The organism is Mesorhizobium sp. M1328 (genome assembly GCF_040318075.1).
Taxonomy (GTDB): Bacteria; Pseudomonadota; Alphaproteobacteria; order Rhizobiales; family Rhizobiaceae; genus Mesorhizobium.
This window is the reverse complement of record NZ_JAMYLO010000003.1, coordinates 1-24,029: the sequence shown is the minus strand read 5'-3', so window position 1 is coordinate 24,029 and position 24,029 is coordinate 1. Positions and strand designations below refer to the sequence as shown.

General features: G+C 63.1%; 27 protein-coding genes. 8 read left to right on the top strand and 19 right to left on the bottom strand.

Features of this window, described 5'->3' with window-relative positions:
- Positions 1 to 78: 78 nt before the first annotated feature.
- The 6 genes from cimA to cysS are packed head-to-tail and all read right to left on the bottom strand — an operon-like array spanning position 79 to position 5,474.
- The gene (gene cimA, locus NKH23_RS08540) at positions 79 to 1,701 is read right to left on the bottom strand and encodes a citramalate synthase (RefSeq protein WP_352911546.1); all 1,623 of its coding nucleotides are present in this window, start codon (positions 1,699 to 1,701) and stop codon (positions 79 to 81) included.
- Positions 1,698 to 2,654: a prolyl aminopeptidase gene (gene pip, locus NKH23_RS08535; RefSeq protein ID WP_353034563.1), complete on the bottom strand. Its 957-nt coding sequence runs from the start codon at positions 2,652 to 2,654 to the stop codon at positions 1,698 to 1,700. Before pip ends, cimA begins: the two co-directional genes overlap by 4 nt.
- Complete coding sequence (locus NKH23_RS08530) at positions 2,651 to 3,127, bottom strand: GFA family protein (protein ID WP_352911549.1); 477 nt, start codon at positions 3,125 to 3,127, stop codon at positions 2,651 to 2,653. The genes pip and NKH23_RS08530 overlap by 4 nt, the downstream gene beginning before the upstream one ends.
- Positions 3,124 to 3,615 carry a GFA family protein gene (locus NKH23_RS08525; RefSeq protein WP_352911552.1) on the bottom strand — a complete coding sequence of 164 codons (492 nt, stop codon included), beginning with the start codon at positions 3,613 to 3,615 and terminating at the stop codon, positions 3,124 to 3,126. Before NKH23_RS08525 ends, NKH23_RS08530 begins: the two co-directional genes overlap by 4 nt.
- Before the next feature lie 6 nt (positions 3,616 to 3,621).
- A complete protein-coding gene (locus tag NKH23_RS08520) occupies positions 3,622 to 4,008 on the bottom strand; it encodes a VOC family protein (RefSeq protein WP_352911555.1) in 387 nt (128 codons plus the stop codon).
- On the bottom strand, positions 4,005 to 5,474 hold the full coding sequence (gene cysS, locus NKH23_RS08515) for a cysteine--tRNA ligase (protein WP_352911558.1): 1,470 nt from the start codon (positions 5,472 to 5,474) through the stop codon (positions 4,005 to 4,007). The genes NKH23_RS08520 and cysS overlap by 4 nt, the downstream gene beginning before the upstream one ends.
- Before the next feature lie 410 nt (positions 5,475 to 5,884).
- Here cysS and NKH23_RS08510 point away from each other — a divergent pair, with 410 nt between their 5' ends.
- Positions 5,885 to 6,034 (top strand): hypothetical protein, encoded by a 150-nt coding sequence (locus NKH23_RS08510; protein WP_352911561.1) that lies wholly within the window; start codon positions 5,885 to 5,887, stop codon positions 6,032 to 6,034.
- Positions 6,035 to 6,088: 54 nt separating this feature from the next.
- Here the strand turns inward: NKH23_RS08510 and NKH23_RS08505 are convergent, their stop codons facing one another.
- Positions 6,089 to 6,850 carry an SOS response-associated peptidase gene (locus NKH23_RS08505; protein ID WP_352911562.1) on the bottom strand — a complete coding sequence of 254 codons (762 nt, stop codon included), beginning with the start codon at positions 6,848 to 6,850 and terminating at the stop codon, positions 6,089 to 6,091.
- Between the two features lie 123 nt (positions 6,851 to 6,973).
- Here NKH23_RS08505 and NKH23_RS08500 point away from each other — a divergent pair, with 123 nt between their 5' ends.
- The 4 genes from NKH23_RS08500 to NKH23_RS08485 all read left to right on the top strand — a co-directional run bounded on the left by NKH23_RS08500 (position 6,974) and on the right by NKH23_RS08485 (position 9,340).
- Positions 6,974 to 7,399, top strand: coding sequence for an NUDIX hydrolase (locus tag NKH23_RS08500; protein ID WP_352911565.1), 426 nt, complete (start codon positions 6,974 to 6,976; stop codon positions 7,397 to 7,399).
- Positions 7,400 to 7,447: 48 nt separating this feature from the next.
- Positions 7,448 to 7,825, top strand: a complete 378-nt coding sequence (locus NKH23_RS08495) for a TIGR02301 family protein (protein ID WP_352467197.1) — start codon at positions 7,448 to 7,450, stop codon at positions 7,823 to 7,825.
- A gap of 373 nt (positions 7,826 to 8,198) precedes the next feature.
- Entirely contained in the window at positions 8,199 to 8,456 is a 258-nt protein-coding gene (locus NKH23_RS08490) for a hypothetical protein (protein ID WP_023677749.1), read from the top strand.
- Positions 8,457 to 8,536: 80 nt separating this feature from the next.
- A complete protein-coding gene (locus NKH23_RS08485) occupies positions 8,537 to 9,340 on the top strand; it encodes a hypothetical protein (protein ID WP_352911567.1) in 804 nt (267 codons plus the stop codon).
- A gap of 34 nt (positions 9,341 to 9,374) precedes the next feature.
- Here NKH23_RS08485 and NKH23_RS08480 read toward each other — a convergent pair whose 3' ends face one another.
- Complete coding sequence (locus NKH23_RS08480) at positions 9,375 to 10,706, bottom strand: dihydroorotase (RefSeq protein WP_352911569.1); 1,332 nt, start codon at positions 10,704 to 10,706, stop codon at positions 9,375 to 9,377.
- Between the two features lie 83 nt (positions 10,707 to 10,789).
- Between NKH23_RS08480 and ygfZ the strand changes: the two genes are divergently transcribed.
- The 3 genes from ygfZ (at position 10,790) to NKH23_RS08465 (ending at position 14,485) form a co-directional block, all read left to right on the top strand.
- The gene (gene ygfZ, locus NKH23_RS08475) at positions 10,790 to 11,650 is read left to right on the top strand and encodes a CAF17-like 4Fe-4S cluster assembly/insertion protein YgfZ (RefSeq protein ID WP_352911570.1); all 861 of its coding nucleotides are present in this window, start codon (positions 10,790 to 10,792) and stop codon (positions 11,648 to 11,650) included.
- Positions 11,650 to 12,282 carry an HD domain-containing protein gene (locus NKH23_RS08470; RefSeq protein ID WP_352911572.1) on the top strand — a complete coding sequence of 211 codons (633 nt, stop codon included), beginning with the start codon at positions 11,650 to 11,652 and terminating at the stop codon, positions 12,280 to 12,282. The genes ygfZ and NKH23_RS08470 overlap by 1 nt, the downstream gene beginning before the upstream one ends.
- 64 nt (positions 12,283 to 12,346) lie before the next feature.
- Positions 12,347 to 14,485 carry a putative bifunctional diguanylate cyclase/phosphodiesterase gene (locus NKH23_RS08465; RefSeq protein WP_352911574.1) on the top strand — a complete coding sequence of 713 codons (2,139 nt, stop codon included), beginning with the start codon at positions 12,347 to 12,349 and terminating at the stop codon, positions 14,483 to 14,485.
- A 91-nt stretch (positions 14,486 to 14,576) separates the two neighbouring features.
- Here the strand turns inward: NKH23_RS08465 and NKH23_RS08460 are convergent, their stop codons facing one another.
- The 11 genes from NKH23_RS08460 to NKH23_RS08410 form a co-directional block, all read right to left on the bottom strand.
- On the bottom strand, positions 14,577 to 14,849 hold the full coding sequence (locus tag NKH23_RS08460; RefSeq protein ID WP_023719871.1) for a DUF3303 domain-containing protein: 273 nt from the start codon (positions 14,847 to 14,849) through the stop codon (positions 14,577 to 14,579).
- Positions 14,850 to 14,870: 21 nt separating this feature from the next.
- Positions 14,871 to 16,334: a RimK family ATP-grasp domain-containing protein gene (locus NKH23_RS08455; protein ID WP_023719872.1), complete on the bottom strand. Its 1,464-nt coding sequence runs from the start codon at positions 16,332 to 16,334 to the stop codon at positions 14,871 to 14,873.
- Positions 16,331 to 17,437 (bottom strand): peptidase C39 family protein, encoded by a 1,107-nt coding sequence (locus tag NKH23_RS08450; RefSeq protein ID WP_352911577.1) that lies wholly within the window; start codon positions 17,435 to 17,437, stop codon positions 16,331 to 16,333. Before NKH23_RS08450 ends, NKH23_RS08455 begins: the two co-directional genes overlap by 4 nt.
- Before the next feature lie 209 nt (positions 17,438 to 17,646).
- Positions 17,647 to 18,441, bottom strand: coding sequence for an anti-sigma factor family protein (locus tag NKH23_RS08445; protein ID WP_352911580.1), 795 nt, complete (start codon positions 18,439 to 18,441; stop codon positions 17,647 to 17,649).
- A gap of 2 nt (positions 18,442 to 18,443) precedes the next feature.
- Complete coding sequence (locus tag NKH23_RS08440) at positions 18,444 to 18,956, bottom strand: sigma-70 family RNA polymerase sigma factor (RefSeq protein WP_292657948.1); 513 nt, start codon at positions 18,954 to 18,956, stop codon at positions 18,444 to 18,446.
- A 165-nt stretch (positions 18,957 to 19,121) separates the two neighbouring features.
- Complete coding sequence (locus NKH23_RS08435; protein ID WP_352911583.1) at positions 19,122 to 19,538, bottom strand: type II toxin-antitoxin system VapC family toxin; 417 nt, start codon at positions 19,536 to 19,538, stop codon at positions 19,122 to 19,124.
- A complete protein-coding gene (locus NKH23_RS08430) occupies positions 19,538 to 19,780 on the bottom strand; it encodes a type II toxin-antitoxin system VapB family antitoxin (protein WP_292658021.1) in 243 nt (80 codons plus the stop codon). The genes NKH23_RS08435 and NKH23_RS08430 overlap by 1 nt, the downstream gene beginning before the upstream one ends.
- A gap of 59 nt (positions 19,781 to 19,839) precedes the next feature.
- Positions 19,840 to 22,539, bottom strand: coding sequence for a DUF2339 domain-containing protein (locus tag NKH23_RS08425; RefSeq protein ID WP_353034560.1), 2,700 nt, complete (start codon positions 22,537 to 22,539; stop codon positions 19,840 to 19,842).
- Positions 22,540 to 22,623: 84 nt separating this feature from the next.
- Positions 22,624 to 22,806 (bottom strand): PaaI family thioesterase, encoded by a 183-nt coding sequence (locus NKH23_RS08420; protein WP_352911588.1) that lies wholly within the window; start codon positions 22,804 to 22,806, stop codon positions 22,624 to 22,626.
- Positions 22,807 to 22,897: 91 nt separating this feature from the next.
- Positions 22,898 to 23,686, bottom strand: a complete 789-nt coding sequence (gene recO / locus NKH23_RS08415) for a DNA repair protein RecO (protein WP_352911590.1) — start codon at positions 23,684 to 23,686, stop codon at positions 22,898 to 22,900.
- 115 nt (positions 23,687 to 23,801) lie between these two features.
- On the bottom strand, positions 23,802 to 23,954 hold the full coding sequence (locus NKH23_RS08410; RefSeq protein ID WP_352911591.1) for a hypothetical protein: 153 nt from the start codon (positions 23,952 to 23,954) through the stop codon (positions 23,802 to 23,804).
- Positions 23,955 to 24,029 lie beyond the last annotated feature (75 nt).

Below are 24,029 nucleotides of genomic sequence, written 5' to 3'. Positions count from 1 at the left end.
AAGGCTATGCGCCAGCGGCTTGCCCAAAACCATCGCAAATTGCTGATGGATCAATGGAGTCTCGCTGATGGTTCAACGCTACTCCGCCGCCGCCAATCCCGCCATGTCGCGGTTCTTCATCAGCTTGTAGACGATCGAATCCATCAGCGCCTGGAACGAAGCATCGATGATGTTTTCGGAGACGCCGACCGTCCACCAGCGCGCGCCGGTGCCGTCATGCGATTCGATCAGCACGCGGGTGATCGCCTCGGTGCCACCATTGAGGATACGCACCTTGAAGTCGGCCAGCTCGAGATCGGCGATCTCGCTCTGGAATTTGCCGAGATCCTTGCGCAGCGCAATGTCGAGCGCGTTGACCGGGCCATGGCCTTCGGCGACCGACATCTTCTCCTCGCCCTCGACCAGCACTTTCACGATCGCCTCCGAGACCGTCTTCAGCTGGCCGTTGGCATCGAAGCGGCGCTCGACCATGCAGCGGAACGAGGTGACGCGGAAGAATTCCGGCAGGCCGTGCAGCATCTTGCGCGCCAGAAGCTCGAAGCTGGCGTCGGCACCTTCGTAGGCGTAGCCCTCGGCCTCGCGCTCCTTGACCACAGCGATCAGCGCGTCGAGGCGATGGTCATCCCGGGGCATGTCGATGCCTCGCCGCTTCAGCTCGGCGAGGAAATTGGCCTTCCCACCTTGGTCCGAAACCATGACGCGGCGGCGGTTGCCGACAGTCTCTGGCGGCACATGCTCGTAGGTCGCCGGCTCCTTGGCGAGCGCCGAGGCATGGATGCCGGCCTTGGTGGCGAAAGCGGAGGCCCCGACATAGGGCGCCTGCGCTTCGGGCGCGCGGTTCAGCAACTCGTCGAAGGCGCGGGACAGGCGCGATATACCGGTCAACGCCTCTGCCGAAATGCTTGTAGCAAAGCGGCCCGAAAAGGCCGGCTTCAACGCCAATGTCGGCACGATCGAGATCAGGTTGGCGTTGCCGCAGCGCTCGCCGATGCCGTTCAGCGTGCCCTGGATCTGGCGCACGCCGGCCTCGACGGCGGCAAGCGAATTTGCCACCGCCTGACCGGTGTCGTCATGGGCGTGGATGCCGAGATGGTCGCCCGGTATGCCGGCCGCGATCACCTTTTCGACGATGGCGCGCACCTCGGAGGGCTGCGTGCCGCCATTGGTGTCGCACAGCACCACCCAGCGCGCGCCGGCTTCATAAGCCGTCCTGGCGCAGGCCAGCGCATAATCTGAATTGGCCTTGAAGCCGTCGAAGAAATGCTCGCAGTCGACCATCGCCTCCTTGCCGGCAGTGAGCGCCGCCTCGACCGAGGCCTTGATCGCCTCGAGGTTCTCCTCATTGGTGCAGCCGAGCGCGATGCGGACATGGTAGTCCCAACTCTTGGCGACGAAGCAGATGGCGTCCGACTTCGACTGGACCAGCGCGGCAAGGCCGGGATCGTTCGAGATCGACACTCCTGCCCGTTTGGTCATGCCAAAGGCGACGAACTTGGCATCGGCCGTGCGACGCTCGGCAAAGAAGGCGGTGTCGGTTGGATTGGCGCCGGGGTAGCCGCCCTCAACGTAGTCAATGCCGAACTCGTCGAGCAGCTTGGCGATGGCGATCTTGTCCTCCACGGAAAAGTCGATACCCGGCGTCTGCTGACCATCGCGCAGCGTGGTGTCGAACAGATAAAGGCGCTCGCGAGCCATGGTCATTTCCCGGCAAACATGTCCGTCGCGCGGATCAGCCTGTCGAGGATGCCCGGCTCCGAATAGGCGTGGCCGGCGCCTTCGATCAGATGGAAATCCGCTTTCGGCCACGCCTTGTGCAGCGCCCAGGCATAGCGCGCCGGGCACGGCATGTCGTAGCGGCCGTGAACAATGGTACCCGGGATATCCTTAAGCTTCCATGCATCGCGCAGCAGCTGTCCCTCTTCCAGCCAGCCGGCATGGACGAAGTAGTGGTTCTCGATGCGGGCGAAAGCCAGGGCATAATCATCCTGGCCGAAGGGACCGCTGGTTTCCGGTTCCGGCAGCAGCGTGATCGTCTCGCCCTCCCACAGGCTCCAGGCGCGGGCGGCCTCGACCTGCGCCACAGGATCGCTGCCGACCAGCCGTTTGCGGTAGGCGGCCATCATGTCGCCGCGCTCAGCCTCCGGGATCGGCGCCACAAACCGCTCCCACTTGTCGGGGAACATCTCTGACACGCCGAACTGGTAGTACCATTCGAGTTCGGCGCGGGTCAGCGTGTAGATGCCGCGCACGACCAGTTCGCTGACCCGCTCGGGGTGGGTCTCGGCATAGGCCAGCGCCAGCGTCGAACCCCACGAGCCGCCGAACACCAGCCATTTGTCGAAGCCGCACATTTTTCGCAGGCGCTCGATGTCGGCGACCAGGTGCCAGGTGGTGTTGGCTTCAAGCGAGGCATTGGGCGTCGATTTTCCGCAGCCGCGCTGGTCGAACAGGATGACATCGTACAGCTTCGGATCGAACAGCCGCCGGTGCTTTGACGAAATGGTGCCGCCCGGCCCGCCATGCAGGAACACAGCCGGCTTGGCACCGCGGGTGCCTGAGCGCTCCCAATAGACCTGATGGCCATCGCCAACGTCGAGCATGCCGGACTCGAAAGCCTCGATCTCGGCATAGAGGGTACGGAATTCGCTGCTCATAATTTCAGGCCCTGCTGCGGCCAGTTGGCCGTCTCGTGATCGGGATGCTGGAAGGAGATGATGGATTCCTGTCGCGCGTAGAAATCCGGGTCGTCATGGACCGGCGCGTCGAAGATCGTCTCGACCCAGGGCAGCCTGGCGGCGTAGTTGACCTGGATCTGCGGCGCCAGATCGGAACGGTCGTCGAAGGCGCCGATGGCGATCTCCAGCGCGCCGGGCTGGCGGTAGGTCAGCGGTGTGCCGCAGCGGGCGCAGAAGCCGCGATCGATGTTGACCGACGACTGAAAGTAACTCGGCTCCTCGCGCAGCCATTCGACGCCGTCGCTCGGCACCGTCACCAGCGCGCCGAAAAACGAGCCGAACTGTTTCTGGCACATGCGGCAATGGCAAATCGAGGGGCGGCCGAGCGCGCCGTGGATGCGGAAGCGCACGGCGCCGCACTGGCAGCCGCCGGTACGAACGGTTTCGGTCATGATCTTTCCTCCGTCGGCCATTGTTCGGTGTCGTGGTCGGGATGCTGGTAAGAGACGAGGTCGGCGAGATAGGAGGCAGACGAGACGTCGGCCATCGTTTCCTCACCGGGCAATTCGTGAACATGATCCACATAGGGGAGCTTGGCTTCGACACCCCATTGGATCGTCGGCGCGATCTCCTCGGGGTGGTCGAATGCGGCGATGGCGAGCGCCACGCCGTCGGGCGCTTCGAAGGTCAGCGGCGTGCCGCATTCGGCGCAGAAACCGCGCAAAGCCGCGTTGGACGAGCGGAAGCGTTTGGGCTCACCGCGCGTCCAGTCAAGCTTTGCGCCGCGCACCGAGACCAGCGGCAGGTAGAAATTGCCGCTCGCCTTCTGGCACATGCGGCAATGGCAGACGGAAGCATCGCCGAGCGTGCCTTCGACGCGGAAGCGCACCGCGCCGCACTGGCAGCCTCCTGTATACACCGGTCTGTTGTCGAGGCTCATCGCGCACTACTCCGGAGCATGGCAGACCGCCTCGACATTGTTGCCGTCGGGATCGAGGACGAAGGCAGCGTAATAGTTCGGATGGTAGTGCGGGCGCAGGCCAGGCCCGCCATTGTCCTTGCCGCCGGCGGCGATCGCCGCGGCGTGAAAGGCATCGACCTCGGCGCGGCTGCGCGCGGTGAAAGCGACATGCTGATGATCCTTCGGCTTGTCCTTGCCGGCGTGCAGCCAAAACACCGGCCGGTCGCGGCCGTAGCCGCCGACCTTGGCGCCGCCGGTATATTCCTGCGGCACCATGTAGAGCAGCGAGGCGCCGAGCGGCGCCATCGCCCTGTCGTAAAAAGCCTTCGACGCGTCGAAATCTGAAACGGTGATGCCGAGATGATCGATCATCTTTTTACCTCCCAGGTGGTGATGCGTTCGCCGGTGACGGGGTCCTTGCCGTCCTTCAACTGGATGCCTTGCGCCAGCAACTCGTCGCGGATGCGGTCGGCGTCGGCCCAGTTCTTGGCGGCGATCAACGCGAGGCGTTTGGCGATCGCCTTGGCAATGGCGTCTTCATCCACCTTGGCTGTTGCGACATCGAAGCCGAGGAACAACAGCGATGTCTTCAGTGAAGCGGCAGCATCGTTGTCTTCGGCGGCGGCGTTGCCGCTACCAACGGCGAAATCAACAGCATCGCCAGCCAACTGCGTCAGCAACTGGAATGCGGCATAGGTGGCCAGGTCGTCCGACAGCGCTTCGATCACATCCGCCGGCACCGGCTTTGCCGTCGGCGGCGCCAGATCGGCCGCCCGCTTCCATTTACGCAGCGTATTCTCCGCCTCTTCCAGCTTGCGCACCGAAAAGTCGATCGGCTCGCGATAGTGCGTCATCAGCATCGCCAGCCTGAGCACCTCGCCCGGCCATTTGCGGCCGCCAAAGGTCTCCGTCTCCAGCAATTCGGTGATCGAATAGAAATTGCCCAGGCTCTTGGACATCTTCTGACCTTCGACCTGCAGGAAACCGTTGTGCATCCACACCTTGGCCATCGTTTCGGTGCCGTGGGCGCAACGCGACTGCGCGATCTCGTTCTCGTGGTGCGGAAAGATCAGGTCGAGACCACCGCCATGGATGTCGAACACCTCGCCGAGATAGGCGGCCGACATCGCCGAGCACTCGATGTGCCAGCCCGGCCGACCCCTGCCCCACGGGCTGTCCCAGCCCGGCTCCTCGGGCGAAGACAATTTCCAGAGCACGAAATCCTGGGGGTTTTTCTTGTGCGCATCGACGGCGACGCGGGCGCCGGCCTGCTGCTCGTCGAGATTGCGCTTCGACAACTGCCCGTAGTCCGGCATGGAAGCGGTGTCGAACAGGACTTCTCCAGCCGCGACATAGGCATGGCCGCGTTCGATCAAGCGTTGAATCAAGAAGATCATGTCGACCTTGCCGTCGGGCCTAGGCTCGACGAACTCGGTGGCGCGCGGCTCGACCGTCGGCTCCAGGCAACCGAGCGCCGCCACGTCCTTGTGGAACTGACCGGCGGTCTTTTCGGTGACCCGCCTGATCGCTTCGTTCAGCGACAGCTTGCCCGATGCAATCTCGTCGCCGAAATCACGCAGTGCGCGGGCGTTAATCTTGTCGTCGACGTCCGTGATGTTGCGGACGTAAGTGACGTGCGCTTGCCCGTAGAGATGGCGCAGCAAACGGAACAGCGCGTCGAAGACGATCACCGGCCGCGCATTGCCGATATGGGCGAAGTCGTAGACCGTCGGGCCGCAGACGTACATGCGCACGTTGCGCGGATCGATCGGGAAGAAATCCTCCTTGCTCCGCGTTAGCGTATTGTAGAGGCGCAGGCTCTTCGATGCGTCAGACATACGTGCGTTCCCGGTGCGTTACTTTGGCATGATCTTTTGGGATCGTGCTCTGGATGGAGTCGGTTACGCCGAGGCGCAAATCGGGGTCCAGCCTGCTGGCCGGGGCGTTTGTCCAATCTGGGAGGAAGGCGAAAACGTCCAGGACCAGCGCGAGGCTAGCCGATAATGCAAATGCCACAAATGGCGAAAGACGTTCTCATGGCGGGCTTTATCGCCTTGCCCGGTGTTGCCGTCAAGTCGCTACCTTCGCCAAAAATATCGTTGCCTCACAGGAATTGAGCTATTGAAACATTTTATTAAACAGGTCGGCACTGTCATGAAACATTCGCCGGCTAGATCAGCAAGCGTCACGATTTGGTCGGATTCGGCCAGCAAATGCAGACACGAAGACGTTACCAGGGAAGAGAACAATGGCTAAGCAAGAATCCAACCGCGCCAAGCAACCGGCGCTCGCCAGCCACTACCGGGCGATCGGCCCGGCAGCAATCGTCGCAGCTCTTCTGCACACCGCGAAGAAGAAGAAGCCGGCGCAGAAGATCGTTTCGCCGCGCGCTGCCTGAGAATGCCGTCGGGAAGATTGAGGCGCTCACGGCGTACCGTAATAGTAGCTTTTGCTAAAATAAACTCATCTGCCTGTCGTTCGCGCCGGACTTCTGGCGCCTGACCTTCTCGGGCTCAGGCTCGACGACGCCCTTCTCCTGAATCTCCGGCCCGGTATTGGCGACCTTGTTGACGAGGTCGGAAACCGGGACCGCTTCGAAGAAATCGGGCTGGGCGGGTCTCAGCAGATCGGCCACGTCGCGCGGCTCGAGCGTGCGGCAATCCAGCCAGCGCGCGAAATCCTCGGGATGGATCACCACCGGCATGCGGTCGTGGATATGGGCAGTATCGGCATTGGCATGGGCGGTCAGAATGGCGCCGGTGTCCATTTCCGACCCGCCCGGCTCGGCATAGGTCTCAATCAGCCCGGCGAAGGCGACAAGCCGGCCATGCCTTGGCCGCACCCAATAGGGCTGCCCTCTTCTGCCACCCGTTTGGTGCCATTCGTAGAATCCCGAAGCCGGTACCAGGGCGCGGCGATGGCGCATGGCAGCGCGAAACGACGCCTTTTCCGAAGCGCCCTCAGAACGCGCGTTGAACAGCAGCGGGAAGTTACCCGTATCCTTGACCCAGGCCGGGATCAGGCCCCAGCGCACCAGCATCGAGCGGCGGTCGGGCAGGTTCGAGCCCGGCGCCTGCGGCAATCCGGCGAGCGCCATCAGCACCGGCTGCGTCGGCGCGATGTTGTAGCGGGCCGGAAACCCCTCAAGTTCCGCCAGGCCGAGAAAGGCGGCGGTCTGGTCCGGAGTGGCTGTCAAAGCAAAGCGTCCGCACATGAATTCAGCTCTCGAATTGGTGGCATGTGAAAGTGGCCATGGAACCCGCCTTTCGCAACCGCTAAAGCTGTTCGCCGACGGCCGGTCCACAACGGGCTATGCCAATCGAGCGATCCGGAGCCCATGGAAGCACGCAAGATCATTCCGGCAGTCTCGGTCTGCGTCGTGCGCGAGAACACGGTGCTGCTGGTCAAGCGGGCCAGGCCGCCCTCGCAAGGCCTCTATGCCTTTCCCGGCGGCAAGGTCGAAGCCGGCGAGACGCTGGCACAGGCAGCACGGCGCGAATTGCTGGAAGAGACCCGATTGCAGGCGCGCGGCTACCGGCCGCTGCGGGAAATCCACATCGACGGCAGCGGCGACGGGCATCCGGTCGACTACTGGCTGACGGTGTTTGGGGCCAATTATGCCGGCGGCGAGGCGGTTGCCAGCGACGACGCCGAAACCGCGGCTTTCTATACGCTGGCCGAAATGACGGCGATGCCGCTCGCCGATGCAGTGTTTGAAATTGCCGACGATCTACTCGGCCCCAACAAAGACGGCGAGACCTGAGCCAGAGAATCGCCTTGCAGGCGACAAATTGTTTCAGCACAAAGCCTCATGAGCCGCACGTCCTCGTTTCTCGCCGCCTGCCTCGCCGTCAGTGTGAGTTTCGGCGTGCGTCCGGCAATCGCTGCCGAAGCGCCATTCGAGCCTGGGCTGATGCGGCTGGCGGAAGTGCTCGGTTCTCTGCATTTCCTGCGTAATCTGTGTGGCGAGAAAGGCGACCGGTGGCGAGCCGAGATGGAAAAACTGATCGCATCGGAAAATCCGAACCCGGAGCGGCGCGCCCGCTTCATCGCCAGCTTCAACCGCGGCTACCGGTCCTTCGGCGGCACTTATACCCAATGCACCGCCTCGGCGACGGAAGCCATCAGCCGCTACATGAAGGAAGGCGAGACACTGTCTCGCGACATAGCCTCTCGCTACGGAAACTGACGACGGCTGCTGCCGTTCCGGCAAACCGGCATCAAGCGCCGGCGCTGTGGGTGGCGGACGCGTTCGACACTTCTCCGCTTGCCTCGAGTGAGGCCTTGGTGCAAACCTGATGTTGCACTTTTGCAACTATGTTAACGAAACGTTAGCGCGCGAATGTGAAATTAACTCAAACTGAAGGTTTCCGTCCCCTTGGCCGGCCTAATCGGCTAAGTTTGAAACGGATCGGACGCAGGTTTGCTGGATGCGACGGAATTTGTAGAAAACGACCAAAAAAATGTCGCATTACAAATACTTACTGCGCCTGCGTGTAAAAGGGACAACTCAAGCTTGATCCCTATCCAACGGATCACCGCTTGAAAGGGTGGACATCGCAATGGAACATGGCGTCAACGACATCGACGCGCTGGTCAGGGAAGAAAAGCGCCTGACCGCCGTGGAAAGCCACAGCGAAGCCTGGGCAGAAGGATTGTCGGCCGGGATCGAGCCGGAAATCATCGCCGAGGCAGCCCTCGAAACGGCATTCGGCGAAATGCTGCGCACCAACGGCGAGACCTCGGCGCTTGCCCTGCTCGATCGCATGCGTGAAAAGGTGATTGCCGGGGCCTTCGAGCCCGAAAGGCTGCGGCACTGACCCCGGTTCTTTGACGACGGCGCGCCGCCGGACATCGTGTTCGGGCACATGGATGGGCTGGAACCAGGGAGTTGCAGGCGGTGAATTTTTCGATATCAGGCAAGCCGCGCGGCCTGGTCCTCAGCATTTGGCTTACTGCTTCCTGCGCCACGATTCCCCTTGCACTGTTTCTTGCGAGTAGTCCCGCTCACGCCCTCAGCGAGATCAAGCGCGAAGACCTGCCTTCGCCGGTCACACCGCCGCCCGACGGCGACATGTCGCCGCCCGGAAGTACCGTGCCGATGCCCGGCCCGCTCGGCACGACGCCACCTGCAGCCAGCCAGCCGACTCCGTCCGACGAGCCAGAGCAAACCGAGCCGAAAGGGCCAGCGGACGATGGCGGGATGGCCAATCCGCATGTCGATCCGGACGCGCCTGTGCCCGAAGTCGTCTACGACCTTGCCAAGTTGCCAGAACCGGTCAGGCGCATGCACGATCTGATCGTCGAGGCGTGCAAGAGCGGCGACATCGAAAGACTGCGGCCGCTGATCGGCACGGGCGACATGATGACCCAATTGTCGCTGGGCGACATGGAGGGCGACCCGATCGCCTTCCTGAAAGGCCTTTCGGGCGACACGGAAGGCCAGGAAATCCTCGCCATCCTGGAAGAGGTGCTCAATGCCGGCTATGTCCACGTCGATGCAGGCACTCCGCAGGATCTGTACGTCTGGCCGTATTTTTTCGCCCTGCCGCTGGACAAGCTCGATGCCAGGCAGCGGGTCGAGTTGTTCAAGATCGTCACCGCCAGCGACTATGACAACATGAAGCAGTTCGGTGCCTACATCTTCTACCGAGTCGGCATCACGCCGACCGGGCAATGGACGTTCTTCGTCGCCGGGGATTGAGTGGTCTAGCCTGGCCCTTATCGAGGCAGAGAGCCTAGCGCGCCAACGCCTCGGAAAACTCCACCGCCCTGCCTTGGCCTGGCGTGGCAATCTCGCCTTCCCACATCACGCGCCGGCCCCGAACGATAGTGCCGACCGGCCAGCCGGTCACCTGCCTGCCGTCATAAGGCGTCCAGCCGGCCTTGGAACCTTGCTGGGCGTTGGCGATGGTCTCGTGGCGCTTCAGATCGACAATGGTGAAATCGGCATCGTAGCCGGCGGCAATTCGGCCTTTCCTGGCGATGCCGAAGATGCGTTGCGGGCCATGGCTGGTCAGGTCGACAAAGCGCTGCAAGGTGAGCCGGCCGGCGTTGACATGGTCCAGCATGATCGGCACCAGGGTCTGCACGCCGGTCATGCCGGACGGCGACGCCGGATAAGGTTTCGCCTTCTCGGCCAGCGTGTGCGGCGCATGGTCGGAGCCGAGCACGTCGACAACGCCCTGCGCAATGCCCTGCCAAACCCCGTCGCGATGGCGCGTGGCGCGTACCGGCGGGTTCATCTGGATCAGGGTGCCCAACTGCGCATAATCATCGGCGCTCAGCGTCAGATGATGCGGCGTCGCCTCGCAGGTCGCGACATCCTTGTGCTGTTCGAGGAAGCCTATCTCCTCGGCGGTCGAGATGTGCAGCACATGGATCCGGGCGCGGACCTGGCGCGCGATGCGCACAAGGCGCTCCGTGCAGCGCAACGCAGCGATCTCGTCGCGCCACACCGGATGTGAGGACGGATCGCCCGCGGTGCGCTCGCCAAGCCGCTCGCGCAGCCGGAACTCGTCCTCAGAGTGAAAGGCGGCGCGGCGGCGTGTGTTCCTCAGGATCGAGGCAACGCCTTCATCGTCCTCGACGAGCAGGTCGCCGGTGGACGAGCCCATGAACACTTTTATGCCGGCCGCACCCGGCAGCCGCTCGAGATCGCCGGCGTCGTTCGCATTGTCGCGGGTGCCGCCGACCCAGAAGGCAAAGTCGCAATGCATGCGGCCGGTGGCACGCCGCACCTTGTCGGCAAGGGTTGCCTCGCTGGTGGTCAGCGGATTGGTGTTCGGCATCTCGAAGACGGCGGTGACGCCGCCGAGCACCGCTGCCCGCGAGCCTGTCTCCAGATCTTCCTTGTGCTCCAGGCCCGGCTCACGGAAATGCACCTGGCTGTCGACGATGCCCGGCAGGATGTGCAGCCCGCGGCAGTCGATCGTCTCGCCCGCCGACGCCTGGCGAAGGTCGCCGATGGCAGCGATGCGCCCACCATTGATGCCAACGTCGCGAAAACCCTCGCCGTCATGGTTGACCACGATGCCGCCTGTCAGGATGAGATCGTAGATGGGGGCCATGCGGATCCGGTCTCTTGCGGGGGAAGTGCCAGCGGCTTACGTAATGGCCGATAGTTTTGCAAGCTCAGGCTCGTTTTCCCACCATGCCCTTTGCCTCGCTCAGAGATCGCGCACTCGTTTCCGTGTCGGGGCCGGATGCCGAGCACTTTTTGCAGAACATCCTGACCACCGACCTCGACGCGCTCGGTAGCAGCGAAGCAAAGCCCGGCGCGCTGCTGACGCCGCAAGGCAAGATCCTTTTTGACTTCCTGATCTCGCGCGCCGGCGAAAATGCTTTCCGCCTTGAGTGCCGTGCCGAGACCGCTGACGATTTCATGCGCCGGCTGACGCTCTACAAGTTGCGCGCCAAAGTCCAAATTGCCAAGCTGGATCAGCCGGTTGTGACCGTTCTATGGGAAAGCGATTCAACCGCCTCGCAATTTGAAGCAGCGCCGTTTGCGGATGCGCGGTTCGTCGATGCTATCGTCAAGCGCTTCTATGATGGCACCGCAGAAGGAGGCGACCTTGCCGCATGGCAAGCCGTTCGCATTGCCCATGGCATTGCCGAAAGCGGCGCGGACTACCAGCTCGGCGATGCGTTTCCGCATGACGTGCTGCTCGACGAGATCGGCGGCGTCGGCTTCAAGAAGGGCTGCTATGTCGGCCAGGAGGTCGTCTCGCGTATGCAGCATCGCGGCACTGCCAGGCGCCGGGTGTTGATCGTCTCGGCTGAACGCTCCCTGCCCGCCTCGGGCGCAGAGTTGACGGTGGAGGGGCGACCGGTCGGCACGCTTGGCTCGACCGCCGGCACGACAGGCCTTGCCATTACCCGCATCGACCGGGTCAAGGCAGCACTCGACGCCGGCCTGCCGATCCTGGCTGACGACGTCGCCGTGTCGCTCGCCATCCCGTCCTGGGCGAAATTCAGCTTTCCGCACGAAGCCGTCGGCGCGGAGGACGCCTGATGGCGGCCGATCGCGTCGGGGCGCCGCCGCGCGCCTGGCAGCGCATGCTGTCCGGGCGACGGCTCGATCTGCTCGACCCCTCGCCGCTCGACATCGAGATCTCCGATATTGCCCATGGCCTTGCCCGCGTCGCACGCTGGAACGGCCAGACCAGAGGCGACCACGCCTTTTCGGTCGCCCAGCATTCACTGCTGGTCGAAACGCTTGTCGGTGAGCTGATGCCGGATGCCGACGCCGATATGCGGTTGGCGGCGCTGCTGCACGACGCGCCGGAATATGTCATAGGCGACATGATCTCGCCGTTCAAATCCGTGATGGGCGGCAGCTACAGGGATTGCGAGATCAGGCTGCAGCGCGCCATCCATCTGCGCTTTTCACTGCCGGCCGAGCTCGACGCGGGACTGCGCAAGGAGATCAAGCGAGCGGATCAGATCGCCGCTTATTTCGAAGCAACGCTGCTTGCTGGTTTTTCGACGGCAGAGGCGACGGAGTTCTTCGGCAGGCCGCGCGGCTTCAATGCCGAGCGCTTCGACGTGACGCCGCGCTCGGTGACTTGGGCGCAGAATGCCTTTCTCAAACGCTTTGCGGCGATCGAAAAGTCGCGACGCCAGACTGCCGTTCCAGCCGGCTGAAAACGGTAAATTAACCGGCAGGGACAACAGTGCCGTGGTTAACCATGGTCCATAGGCTTGCCTCATGCCCGTTGCCGGTATCAAGGCTGGTTCATCCGTCCGCCGACGGAGGGCCAAAGGCGTTGGTCTGCCGCGACAGATCGACGACGAGCTGCGCGAACAGAACGAGCGTTTTTCGGCAGCGGTCGAGAACATGTCACATGGCCTGTGCATGTTCGATGCCGATGAACGGATGATCATCTGCAACAGGAACTACATCAGCGTCTTTCGCCTCGACGCCGAAGTGGTGCGACCCGGCATCCGGTTTTTCGACATCCTCCAGCACAGCGTGGATATCGGCATCGCCTCGCAAAGCGCTGAGCAACTCTATGCGATCCGCAAGCCCTATATCGACCAGGCAAAACCTTCCACCTATGAGGAATCGCTTGCAGACGGGCGCATCGTCAACATTTCGCACCGGCCGCTGGCGTCAGGTGGTTGGGTCTCGATCTACGAGGACATCACCGAGCAACGGCGCGCCGAGCAGGAGTTGAAGGAGCAGCACCGCCGTTTCGACGCGGCACTTGCCAACATGTCGCAAGGCCTTTTGATGTACGATGCGGACGGCAAGCTGATCGTGCGCAACGAACGTTTCCTGGAACTTTATCATGTCAGGCCGGCCGACTTCCCGCTTGGCATGAGTCACCATGATGCGTTCAAGCGGCTGCTGGAACTGGGCATTTATACAAAGCTCGACCCCGACAGCGAAATCTCGCAAATCGAAGCCTGCCTGCGGGCGGGGAAAACACACGTAACGCATCGCCATCTCGCTGACGGCAGAACACTGCTGGTTGCGCGCCGCCCGATGAGCGGCGGCGGCTGGGTCGCGACGTTCGACGACGTCACCGAGCGCAGGCGTGTGGAAGAGCGCATGACCCATCTTGCGCACCACGACACACTGACCAACCTGCCCAATCGCTCGATGCTTCGCGAACGGCTGGACCAAGCCCTCAGCGAGACGACAGACGGATCGCTGGCGATATTCTCGCTCGACCTCGATCACTTCAAGGCAGTCAATGATAGTTGGGGACACCCCGCCGGCGACTGGCTGCTGAAATGCGTGGCCGAACGGCTGCAACGGTGCCTGCGCAATGAAACGGACGTTGTCTCCCGCTTCGGCGGCGACGAATTCGTCATCATCCAGTTCAATCTCAAAAGCCCGGGCGACGCGGAAAAGCTGGCCAAACGCATCGTCGAGATCATTGGAAAGCCGTTTCGCGACAAAAGACACGACATGCGCGTCGGCATCAGTCTCGGCATCGCGCTGTTTCCGAATGACGGCAAGGACGCCGACACGTTGCTGAAAAACGCGGATATGGCGCTCTATCGGGCAAAGAGCGAAGGGCGCAACCTCTACCGCTTCTTCGAACCAGCCATGGACGCGATGGTGCGGGCACGCCGGGCGTTCGAAATCGATCTCAGGGCAGCGCTGTCGCGCCGCGAATTCGAGCTGGATTTCCAGCCGATCATGAACATCGCCTCCGGCGAAATCGTCGGCGCCGAAGCCTTGATGCGCTGGCGTTCGCCGGTGCGCGGCCTGGTGCGGCCGGACGACTTCATTCCGGCCGCCGAGGAGACTGGGCTGATCGTGCCGCTTGGAGAATGGGCGCTGCGAAAAGCCTGCACGACCGCGGCAGGCTGGGCGCTTTGGCGCATCGCAGTCAATGTCTCCGCCGTGCAGATCAAAAGCGGTACCTTTGCCCGCAGCGTCATTTCGGCACTGGCGTTCTCGGGCGTGCCGGCCAACCGGCTTGAACTGGAAATCACCGAAACGGTGCTGATGGACGAGAGCGATCTGGTGCTCAAGACACTCAGGCAGCTACGCGATCTGGGTGTCCGCATCGCGCTGGACGATTTCGGCACCGGCTATTCCTCGCTGGGCTACCTCAGGCGCTTTCCCGTCGACAAGATCAAGATCGATCGTTCCTTCATCAGCGATATCGACAGCCGCGATACCGCGGCTATCGTGCGCACCATCATCGGGCTTGGCGCACAGCTGGGCATCACCGTCACCGCCGAAGGTGTCGAGACCGAAGCGCAGTTTGAATTCCTGAAAAAGGAGGGCTGCGTCGAGGCCCAGGGCTATTTGATCGGGGTGCCGTCAAAAGCGTCGGACATTAATCGGCTGCTGAAGTCGAGCGCGACGATCAGGCAGTCTGGCTAAGTGCGACAGCCGGGCGAGCCAGTCATCGGCTCAGCCTGGAGATCTGCTATCAATACAATGTCTGGATATATCTCGTCGAAGCGCGCGCGGGTCAGAGATGTCCGCTCAATGCCTCCACCATATCCTTGTTCGTCGCCACGGGAACGATCTCGAATTCGACCAGATCCGCCCATTCGATGACCCACCGCTGCAGGAGCGTGACGTCATCGGCCTCCACCAGCAGGAAGCAGCGGCTCATATCCGCTGCGATCCAGCTGTGGTGCACGAGAAGCGCGTCCGGCTTCAGGCGGCCCTGGTCGCGGAAACGGCGGTAGATCTCCTTACGGTCGCAGCCGCGAAAATCCTCGGTTACGAAGAACAGCATCTTTTCCCCTCAATTCGGATGTCATCGGCCCGGCCGGTCCAACCGCTCCAGGAACCACTGCGTCAGCCGCACCCAGACCTCGTCTTTTTCGCCGGAGTCTTCCCAGCCGTGGTCGAGGTTGGGGTTATCGTTGACCTCGATGACGAAGACGCCGTCCCTGGTTTCTTTGAGGTCGACGCCGTAGAGGCCGTCGCCAATGCAGCGCGCCGCACTGACCGCCGTCTCGACGACGTGGGCCGGCGCTTCCTTCAGGGTGAAGGTCTTGATGCCGCCCTGGTCGGGCTTGCCGTTGGCCTTATGATTGACGATCTGCCAATGTTTCTTGGCCATCAGATAATGGACGGCAAACAAAGGTTGGCCGCCGAGGACACCGACGCGCCAATCATATTCCGTCGGAATGAATTTTTGCGCGATCAGGAGGTCGGAATCCTCCAGCCATTCGGTTGCGAGCGTCTTCAACTCTTCGAAGGTGCCGCATTTCTTGACGCCGCGCGAAAACGAGGAGTCCGGGATCTTCAGCACCAGGGGGAAGCCCAGCGTCTGCGCCGCAACTTCCAGATCCGAGATGCCGGCAATCATCACCGTCGGCGGCACCGGTACCTTGTTGTAGGTCATCAGCTCGTTGAGATAGACCTTGTTGGTGCAGCGGATCATCGACAGCGGATCGTCGATGACCGGCATGCCTTCCTGCTGGGCGCGGCGGGCAAAGCGGTAGGTGTGGTTGGAGATCGAGGTGGTCTCGCGGATGAACAGCGCGTCGTAGTTGGCGAGTTTGGCCAGATCCCGCTTGGTGATCGGCTCGATTTCGACGCCCATCTTTTCGGCGATCTTTGCCCAGTGGCGCAGCGACGAAATCTCCGACGGCGGCAGTTCCTCATGCGGATCGACCAGCGTGGCGAAAGTGTAGCGCGCCGGCGTGCGGCCCTTGGTGTCGCGCCACTCGCGGTTGGTGTAGGTCTCCAGGCACTGGAGAAAGTGCGTTTCCTCGTCCTCGGTCATCCTGGCCAGGGGATGGAAGCCGATCTTGCGGATCGAGGCCCATTCGGCGCTGTCCCTGATGTGGACCTCGAGCGCCGGGGCACGGAACCAGTCGAACAGCAGTTTGGCGAAGCGATCCCATATCCTGGACGGTCCGATGCCGAAGAAGATGCAGACCTTCTGCGGGAAAGCGCCGCCCAGGTCCTTGCGGCACTTGTTGAGTGCGAGTTCGAGTTCCGGCAACGCGTGCTCGTAGAGCTTGCGCTCCGACAGATCGATCATCGTCTCGACAGTCGGGATGACCTTGTGGCCACGCGAACCTGCGAGCAGCGAAGCGTAATAGCCGCGGCTCTGGTAGCCGTAATTGTTCGACAGGTTGATGACCTTCGGCCGCTGACCGCGAAACAGTGCCGGATGGGCAAGGTAGTCGCGATTGGTGATGATCTTGTGCGGCGTCGCCACCTGGTCGAGATCGTTCTGCCGGCCGGTAAGGATGACCCAGGTCATTGGCTGTCGCGCTTTCCGAGAGTGATGGCGGCGCGCAATCCGTCGCGGCCGAATTGCGCCATGTTCATGAAGATGCCGTAAGGCACGGGAATGTTGGCAGCATCGAGGATCGTCTCCTGCCGCTCGTCCTCGACCCAGGGGTCGTGGATCAGGATATGATCGCCATCGTCACCGATGGCCAATACCCAGTGCGGAACCTTCTTGCCGAACATCAGGAAGCCGCTGATCAGGACCAGTACCAGTTTTCCCTCTGCGATCGCGGTGCGAATGTCGTCAAGCCCGAATGAACGGTAATTCACCGGGATGCGGTAAAGTTCCGCGCGGCGGCGAAAGTCGACCTGCGCCAGCTCCATGACCCGGCGCTTGTCCTCGCTGCGCACCGACTGCAGGAACAGCGCGCCGTAGAAGGAGACATAGATCTCAGCAGCAAGCCCGCTCTCATAGCCGGCGACGGCCAGCCCGAACGGTTCGCAGCCGCCCGGCCCCGACATCATGAAAACGGTCGTCGCCTCACGCCACAGCCGGATTTCCATCACCGGGTCCGGCACGAATCCGGGGCCGAAGTAAGCCATCGCCATCATCAGGCAGCATGGTCCGCAGGTGAACTCGCAAGTCTGCTGATAAAACGGCACTTCGGTGGCGACCGGAATGTCGCCGCGCAAGGTCTTTTCGTAGCGCAGCGCCGTGGCGCCATCCTCGTAATAGTCCGGTTCGCGGCCGATCTTGCGGTAGCCGCTCTGCTCGTAGATCTGGATCGCGCGCGGGTTGTCCTCGCGGACTTCCAAACGAAGCATCATGCGGCCGTGCACGAAAGCGGCGGCTTCGGCCTCTTCCAGCAGCAGCCGGCCAACGCCACGGCCGCCGAAAAATGGACCGACGGCGATCGAATAAAGCCGCGCGACGCCGCTGCCCTTGCGAAACAGTACGACTGCATAGCCGGCGACACGGCCATCGCTTTCGCCAACCAGCAGTTCGGCGGTGTCGCGTTCGATCAGTTGGCGAAAGGAACGGCGAGAAATGCGATCGCTCGAGAAAACGGCTTTTTCGATGGCGGCGAGGTCATCGACGTCGGACGCGCGGGCCTTGCGAATCTCGGCAGGCATGCGGGCTCAGAAAACCTCGATTGGGTTGTGGAAACGGCCCTAGTCTAAACATCGGTCACACCAGCCGAAGTACCAGTATTCAGCAAGCGCTATCGCACCTCGATTAGGGCCGAATTGTGACAGTTTTGACGGCAGGCAGGTCCGCGGAAAGGCTTTGAACGACCTTCGTGTTTCGGCATCGGCGCGGCTCCGGAAAAACAAGCGCCTGCTCAGCTTTCCAAGCCCGCCAGAAGCTGGCCATAGGCGCTCTTGGCCACCGCGGCCAGCCGCTCGCGCGGCAGCGAGCCGACGACGGCGCAGCCATAACCCTTGTCCAGCCAGTAGACAGCCGCAGGACCATCTTCCTCCGACCCATAAGTGCCCTTGGCCTTGGCCGCCGATTCGGCGGTGACGAAGAGCGATATGCGCTCCCCTTTGTCGTCCTCGTAAAGCAGCATCGCGGCCTTGCCCTGGCCGGCAGGCAGCAGCCGGCCACCGACCAGTTGGAATCCCTGCGCCGCCAGATCCGGGGCGACGAGCTTCAAACCCACCTGGTTCGACAACCAGCTCTGCAAATGATCCTTGTCGCTTGCCGGCACTTCCACCGCATGCCGCTTTTCGGCGGCATAGATGACATGGGCGGCGATCGCCTCTTCGGCAAGCTGGTCTTCGGCCGTGTTTTCCAGGCCGAGGCGGCCGATGCCGGCAAGGTAGCCGCCAGTGCCGCCAATCACCAGGATGGCGGCAGCGGCGGCCGCAAGCCACCAACGCGAGCGCGACGCCGCCGCTCTGACCACCGGCGCCTCGCCAAGCACCACCTTGCTCAGCCGCACCGGGACGGGTTCGTCCAGCACGCCGTTAAAGGCTGCGCGCAACGCTGCCCGGTCGGCGGCGTAGCGTGCGCTCTTGGCCTTCATCTCGGCATTGGCCTCGAGCCATGCCTCATAGGCCGTCCGCTCGTCGCCCGGCAACTCGCCATCGAGAGCCATGTGGATGTCGCGTTCGGAGAAATCGCGCCGGCTCATTTCTAGACGATCCTTATCGAGCGGCGGCGCGCGGTATCATCCAGCAGCGCGCGCAGTTCCTCACGCCCGCGCGCGATGCGGGACATCAAGGTGCCGGCGGGAACCCCAAGGATGTTGGCGGCTTCGGCATAGGAAAACCCTTCGATGGCGACCATCACAAGTGCCGCGCGCCGGTCAGGGCTGATCGCCTGCAGCGCGTCGACGATCTCGCGCGAGGCGATGCTCTCGACCTGCTCGGCGGGTGCTGCCTGCGCCTCGCTTGCCTCGAGCGGCAGCATCGCCGCCTCGCCGCGCCGGTTCACCTTGCGCATCTGGTCGATGAACAAATGGTGCATGATCGTAAACAGCCACCTCCTGGGGCTTTCTCCTGTCTGCCAATTGTCGAGCCGCACAAGCGCCCGCTCGAGACAGTCCTGGACGAGATCGTCGGCGGAATCGCGGTCGCGCAACAGCGAGCGTGCATAGCGGCGCAGACGCGGTATTTCTCCAAGGATTGCTGCCTTCTTTTCGTCCATGACCGCTGGTTCTGGGGCCCCTGTCCGTGGTGATTGAACGCGCCTTTGCAGCGCGGCGCAAGCGGCCAGCGCGAAGCGGTCCGCCGCCCCGGTCACCCAAGCAACTGAATAACGCCGCCCAAGGCAGGTTTATTCCCGGCTTGCATCCGATTGTCAAAACGCCGGTTACGCCAGATCCGTCTGAAGAAAATCGTCGCCCTTGTAGAGCAACGGAAGATCTAGGGCCTTTGCGCAGGCGTAGGCGAAGCAATCGCCAAAATTGAGATCGGCCGGATGACCGACCGCCTTGCCGTAGCGGATGCTCGCGTCGATAGCGCGCGCGCCGATGTCCTCGTCGATAGGTACATTGCGGGCACTGATTTCGACAATGAACGAATCGACTAGATCGCGCGCCACGGCCAGCAATTCGGGCGTCGGCTTTTTGGAAACGGCGTTTATGCGTCCAAGGGTAAGTGTCGCCTCGAGCCGAACAAGCGCGGAAATATGCAGCGGACTGCCGGCACCAGAGATTCGCTTGAGCAATTCCGCCCAACCCGGTTCCTTGGCGAGAATGGCGACGATGACCGACGCATCGACGAACATCAATCTTCCCACATCTCGTCGGTGAACGCCTTCATGTCGAAGTTGGGATCGGGCGGCCCCAACGCAGCATACCTGGCCTGTAGCGCCGCAATTCTGTCGCGCAGGGGCTTGCGGGCGCGGTTGCGCTCGAGCTCGTGCAAAAGCGCGGTCCGCACTGCTTCCGTCTTGCTCGGGGCGTTGGTCTCACGCTGCAGTTTTGCGGCCAGCGCATCCACCTCGTCGTCGCGGATATAGAGAGGCAACTGAATATCTCCTTTGGAATATTCATATATTCCATCTTGAATATTCATGCAACTTGACCTCACGTCCCTTTCGCTGCTCTTGTCAGCAGACGCTGATAGAACAAGCCGATGCCGATGAGCACCGCGCCGAGGCCGATGAAGGACAGCGCCCGCAACACGCCTTCCAGTTCGGACATGTCGAAGATGAAGACTTTGAGCACGGCGACCGAGATCAGCGCCGCCGACGCTATGCGCAGCACCTGCGACTTCAGCCAGACACCGGCGGTGAGCAGCACCACGCCGATGACCAGCCACAGTGCCGAATAAGTATAAGTCTCGAGCTGGCCGAGACCGCTCCAAAGCCCGATGAACTCGCCCTTGAACAGGCGCCTGACCGACAGCGTGGCATAGGCAAAAGCGAGCACCGCCGCCACCACCGCCAGCATCGCCGCATACCATTGCGGCCGCTTGTCACGGGCATAGAGTGCCAGTGCGCCTGCCGCAACCGCCGGCAAGAGGTAGGCGAGGAACAGAAGGTTGAACACCGGAATGCTGCCGGTCGATTCATCCGTCAGCAACGGGTTCAGCGCCAGAAAATGCTGGAGGACGATGAAAGCGACCGAGACCACGCCCGCTGCAATCGAGCCGTAGCGCAGCACCGAACTTGGCGAGCGCATGTCTATGGCGACCAGGATGGCACCCGCACCGATGGCGATCAGCGTGTAGATCGCCTGTTCGGCAAGCGTCGCAGCAGCCGTATCGATGACGCCGCCATGCATGACATGGCGCACCAGCATGGCGACGGTGAGCAGGCAAAACAGCGCGGCGCCGGCCTCCATGGCGAGGCGCGGCCGGCCATTGGTGGTGCGGGCGAGTTGCCAGGCGGCAAAGCCGAAGGCGAGCGCCGGCACGCCATATCCAAGCAGCAGCCAGTTGAACACCGGCGTCTTCGACAGGAACTCGGCACCGACGATGGTCGGGTCGAAGGCGACGCGGCCGAGCACTGCAATCACCGCACCAACCGAAATCCAGCCAAGCACCGGATAGCTACGCCAGCGCGTTGCCAGCGCCGGCACGACGGCGGCTGCTCCGAGCAAGATGGTTGTCCAGCCCGAACCAAAGGCCATGTGCAGCATTAGCAGGCCGGCAACCGCCGCCCCGCCGAGCGCGAAGGAGACGGCAGCGCCGCCGGTTAGCGGCGGCGCTTCGCCGCGCGCTATCCACTCGCCGCCGGCGACGAAGACTCCGACCAAAACGGCTGCGACCGCCGCATAAGCAAGGTCACGGTCGAGATTGCCGAAGGTAGACCAGAGCGCCAGCAGGATGACCAGTGGCGCGACAGCGCTCCAGGCCGCCCATGCGGCGGCGCGCAGCCAGCCAGGGGCCGCAAAACGGCGCGCCGCCCAAAAGCCGGCGCCGATGAAGACCAGGCCCAGCGCGATGCCGATCCTGAGCATCAAGGCATCGGACGCCACAACCGGCACGCCATCGACACCGAGAGCGCCGCCCGAAGAATCGACGGCGACCGTGGTCGGCGGAATGATGCCGAGATAGACCAGCACCGTCGCCAGCCCGGCGGCGTGCAGCAGTGCCAGCGCCCGCGGCCGATAGAGCGCCACCGCCACCAGGGCTGCGACAAGGGCTGCGCCCTGCAAGGCATCGCCGGCGGCGGCAAAGACCGGATCGACGAACAGGGCCAGCGCTGAAAGAGCGACGAAGAAGCCCGGCGCGATCGACGGCCAATCGAAGCCGCTGCCGGCGACCGCTTCGCCGCGACGGCCGAGCCAGACGAAGGCGAGCACGGCCAGTGTCACCACGTCGATAAAGAGGATGACGGAAAGCTTCGCCCCCGGCGCGTCGGTCATGTAGAAGATGGTCCAGATGCCCGTGGCGACGAAGGCTGCGGCCATCAAAAGCCTCCAGTCGCGGATGCGGGCGATGACGCCGGTGGCGGCGAGCACGATCGCCAGATAGCCAAACAGCGCCCACGGGTTGGGCGCCTGCGAGGCGACCAGCAGCGGCGTCACCATGGCACCGAGCAGGCCGACGCCGGCCAGCGCCTGACCGTGGACCAGGCTTGCCGCGATCGTCGCCACGCCGATGGCGCCGAGCAGCGTGAAAGCGAGAGTCGGGCCGATGAAGCCGTAAATGCTGTACGCGGCGTAGACGGTACCGAACAGGATGAAGGCGCCGGCCGCCGTCAGGATCGCCGGGATATAGGCACCGGCGGCACCTTGCACCGGCACCCTGAAGCCGGTGCGCCGGATGAACTCGCCGCCGGCGACCAGCACCAGCCCGAGTGCCGCCGCCATGGCAAGCCGCACGCGTGGCCCGAAAATGCCGGCCTCGATGGTGTAGCGGATCAGGAACAGGCCGCCCAGCGCCAGCGCGATGCCGCCAACCCATACCGCCCAGCGGGTACCGAGCGCCGTTTCGACGTCGGATTGGCGGGCGGCTTTCGCCGCTGCCGCCGGTTGCGCCGACTCCGGTGCGGACGGCGCCGTCGTATCGGCATCGGCCTCTGTGGCTGACACGACCGCTGCGGTCCCTGGCGATGCGGCCATGTCGGCTGCGGCCGCCGGCGGGATTGCGCCGTCCGCCAGTTTGCTGTCGTTTGCAGCCGGTTCCTTGGCTTGCGGCGGCAGCACAGGCGCGCCTGAAAGCACAAGGCTGCGCAAGGCGCCAAGCTCGCGCTCGATCAGGCCGATGCGGCTCTGCTGGCGTGAAATGATGACGAACAGCGCGATGATGGCGACGAGGCCAATCAGGCTTTCAAACATGGCGGTTCCCCCAAACCAGGCCAGTTGTCACTGACATTCAATGTTCAGTGACATTCAAATGCGGCGGCCAAACGGCCGGTCCATTCAACGTGCCGCCAGATTGGCCGCCGGAAAGATCGAGCATGTTTCGGTGCCGAAAGCCAGCAGCTTGCCATTCGCGTCCTTCAGCGCCGCTTCCGAAACCGCCAGCGTGCGGCCCTTGTGCACCACTTTGCCCTCGCACACCACCTCGCCCGTCCTTGGCGTGATCGGCCGCGTCAAATTCACTTGAACTCGGCCGTGGCATAGGCCTCGCCCACCTGCGGAATGGTGCCAAGGCCGAGCGGCGAAACGTTGCCTGGATCAGGTTCAACTTCGCTCATCTGGTGGTTTCCCCGGTGGCGGCTTCCCCGGCGCTTGCCTTGCCGGATTCAAGGCCGGGTGGATGATGCCTGCGCAAGGCAGCGAGAAACCCGGCGCGGGCGCCGGGAGGCTCGATGCCGCGCGGCTCGTAGACATGGCGGGTCAAAAAGAAGCCGGTCAGCCGGAAGGCGTCCTCGATCGCCGCCGGATCGGCGCGCAGCCCGGAGCCGCGCTGCAGGAAGGCAGGCAGCGCCAGCATCTTGTCGCGCCACGGCGCGCCCGCCGCCCGCGACACGGCGCGGCCGGATTTCGGCGAGACATAGGCAAGATCCTGCCTCGTGCCGGTCGCCGCACACTGGCTGAGATCGAGGCCGAAGCCGAGTTCGTCGAGGACCAGCAGCTCGAAGCGGGCCACCAGCTCGCCGGCGGCATCGGCATCGCCGAGATGAGCGATCATCACCGCAAGCGTCTCGTAAAGGCCGCCATGGGCGTCGCGCTCAGGCAGAAGACGCAAATGCGCGGCCATCGTCTGCAGGCCGTAGACGGCAACGGCGCTGTCCATCAGCCGGGCGGCGTTCATCTCGATGGCCTCGACCTGGAAGGTGCCGAGATGCTCGTCGAGCCGCGCCCGCCACAACAGGTCGACGCGATTGCCGGGCTGCAAGACAGGCTGCTGTTTGCGCGAACGGCCGCCGCGCACGAGACCGAGATGGCGGCCATGCGCACGTGTCATCACCTCGAGAATGGCGCTGGTTTCGCCATGCTTGCGGGTGCCGAGAATGATTCCCTCGTCTCGCCATTCCATGACGAGAGCTTGTCACCGGTTGGATGGCGAAATCAAGATGAGCGACCTATCCGCTGCAAACCGAAACGGCCCGTAGCGTATCGCTACGGGCCGTCCTTGCGAGATCGTCGTTTGATCAGAACGAGCGCTGGAAGCGGAGGATGCCGCCGATGCTGTTTTCCTTGTCGGCATTGGTGAAATTCGTGACGGAATCTTCACCAAGATGCAAGTAGTCGACTTCGGCTGTGATCTTGAGACCTTTTGACCTGCCACGGGTAATTTCCTCCATCTGAGATTAGAGTCCGGCCTCGATTGAAGGACGGACTGATGAAGAGAAAGCGGTTTACGGAAGAGCAGATCATCG

Coding starts and splice junctions, on each gene's coding strand:
- NKH23_RS08470 (WP_352911572.1), top strand. CDS start 11,650: ATGGCGGCCGATCGCGTCGGGGCGCCGCCGCGCGCCTGGCAGCGCATG.
- recO (WP_352911590.1), bottom strand. CDS start 23,686: ATGGAATGGCGAGACGAGGGAATCATTCTCGGCACCCGCAAGCATGGC.
- NKH23_RS08455 (WP_023719872.1), bottom strand. CDS start 16,334: ATGACCTGGGTCATCCTTACCGGCCGGCAGAACGATCTCGACCAGGTG.
- NKH23_RS08465 (WP_352911574.1), top strand. CDS start 12,347: ATGCCCGTTGCCGGTATCAAGGCTGGTTCATCCGTCCGCCGACGGAGG.
- NKH23_RS08510 (WP_352911561.1), top strand. CDS start 5,885: ATGGCTAAGCAAGAATCCAACCGCGCCAAGCAACCGGCGCTCGCCAGC.
- NKH23_RS08520 (WP_352911555.1), bottom strand. CDS start 4,008: ATGATCGATCATCTCGGCATCACCGTTTCAGATTTCGACGCGTCGAAG.
- NKH23_RS08530 (WP_352911549.1), bottom strand. CDS start 3,127: ATGACCGAAACCGTTCGTACCGGCGGCTGCCAGTGCGGCGCCGTGCGC.
- NKH23_RS08505 (WP_352911562.1), bottom strand. CDS start 6,850: ATGTGCGGACGCTTTGCTTTGACAGCCACTCCGGACCAGACCGCCGCC.
- NKH23_RS08500 (WP_352911565.1), top strand. CDS start 6,974: ATGGAAGCACGCAAGATCATTCCGGCAGTCTCGGTCTGCGTCGTGCGC.
- NKH23_RS08410 (WP_352911591.1), bottom strand. CDS start 23,954: ATGGAGGAAATTACCCGTGGCAGGTCAAAAGGTCTCAAGATCACAGCC.
- NKH23_RS08495 (WP_352467197.1), top strand. CDS start 7,448: ATGAGCCGCACGTCCTCGTTTCTCGCCGCCTGCCTCGCCGTCAGTGTG.
- ygfZ (WP_352911570.1), top strand. CDS start 10,790: ATGCCCTTTGCCTCGCTCAGAGATCGCGCACTCGTTTCCGTGTCGGGG.
- NKH23_RS08435 (WP_352911583.1), bottom strand. CDS start 19,538: ATGTTCGTCGATGCGTCGGTCATCGTCGCCATTCTCGCCAAGGAACCG.
- NKH23_RS08450 (WP_352911577.1), bottom strand. CDS start 17,437: ATGCCTGCCGAGATTCGCAAGGCCCGCGCGTCCGACGTCGATGACCTC.
- NKH23_RS08425 (WP_353034560.1), bottom strand. CDS start 22,539: ATGTTTGAAAGCCTGATTGGCCTCGTCGCCATCATCGCGCTGTTCGTC.
- NKH23_RS08445 (WP_352911580.1), bottom strand. CDS start 18,441: ATGAGCCGGCGCGATTTCTCCGAACGCGACATCCACATGGCTCTCGAT.
- pip (WP_353034563.1), bottom strand. CDS start 2,654: ATGAGCAGCGAATTCCGTACCCTCTATGCCGAGATCGAGGCTTTCGAG.
- NKH23_RS08490 (WP_023677749.1), top strand. CDS start 8,199: ATGGAACATGGCGTCAACGACATCGACGCGCTGGTCAGGGAAGAAAAG.
- NKH23_RS08525 (WP_352911552.1), bottom strand. CDS start 3,615: ATGAGCCTCGACAACAGACCGGTGTATACAGGAGGCTGCCAGTGCGGC.
- NKH23_RS08460 (WP_023719871.1), bottom strand. CDS start 14,849: ATGCTGTTCTTCGTAACCGAGGATTTTCGCGGCTGCGACCGTAAGGAG.
- cysS (WP_352911558.1), bottom strand. CDS start 5,474: ATGTCTGACGCATCGAAGAGCCTGCGCCTCTACAATACGCTAACGCGG.
- NKH23_RS08440 (WP_292657948.1), bottom strand. CDS start 18,956: ATGGACGAAAAGAAGGCAGCAATCCTTGGAGAAATACCGCGTCTGCGC.
- cimA (WP_352911546.1), bottom strand. CDS start 1,701: ATGACCATGGCTCGCGAGCGCCTTTATCTGTTCGACACCACGCTGCGC.
- NKH23_RS08480 (WP_352911569.1), bottom strand. CDS start 10,706: ATGGCCCCCATCTACGATCTCATCCTGACAGGCGGCATCGTGGTCAAC.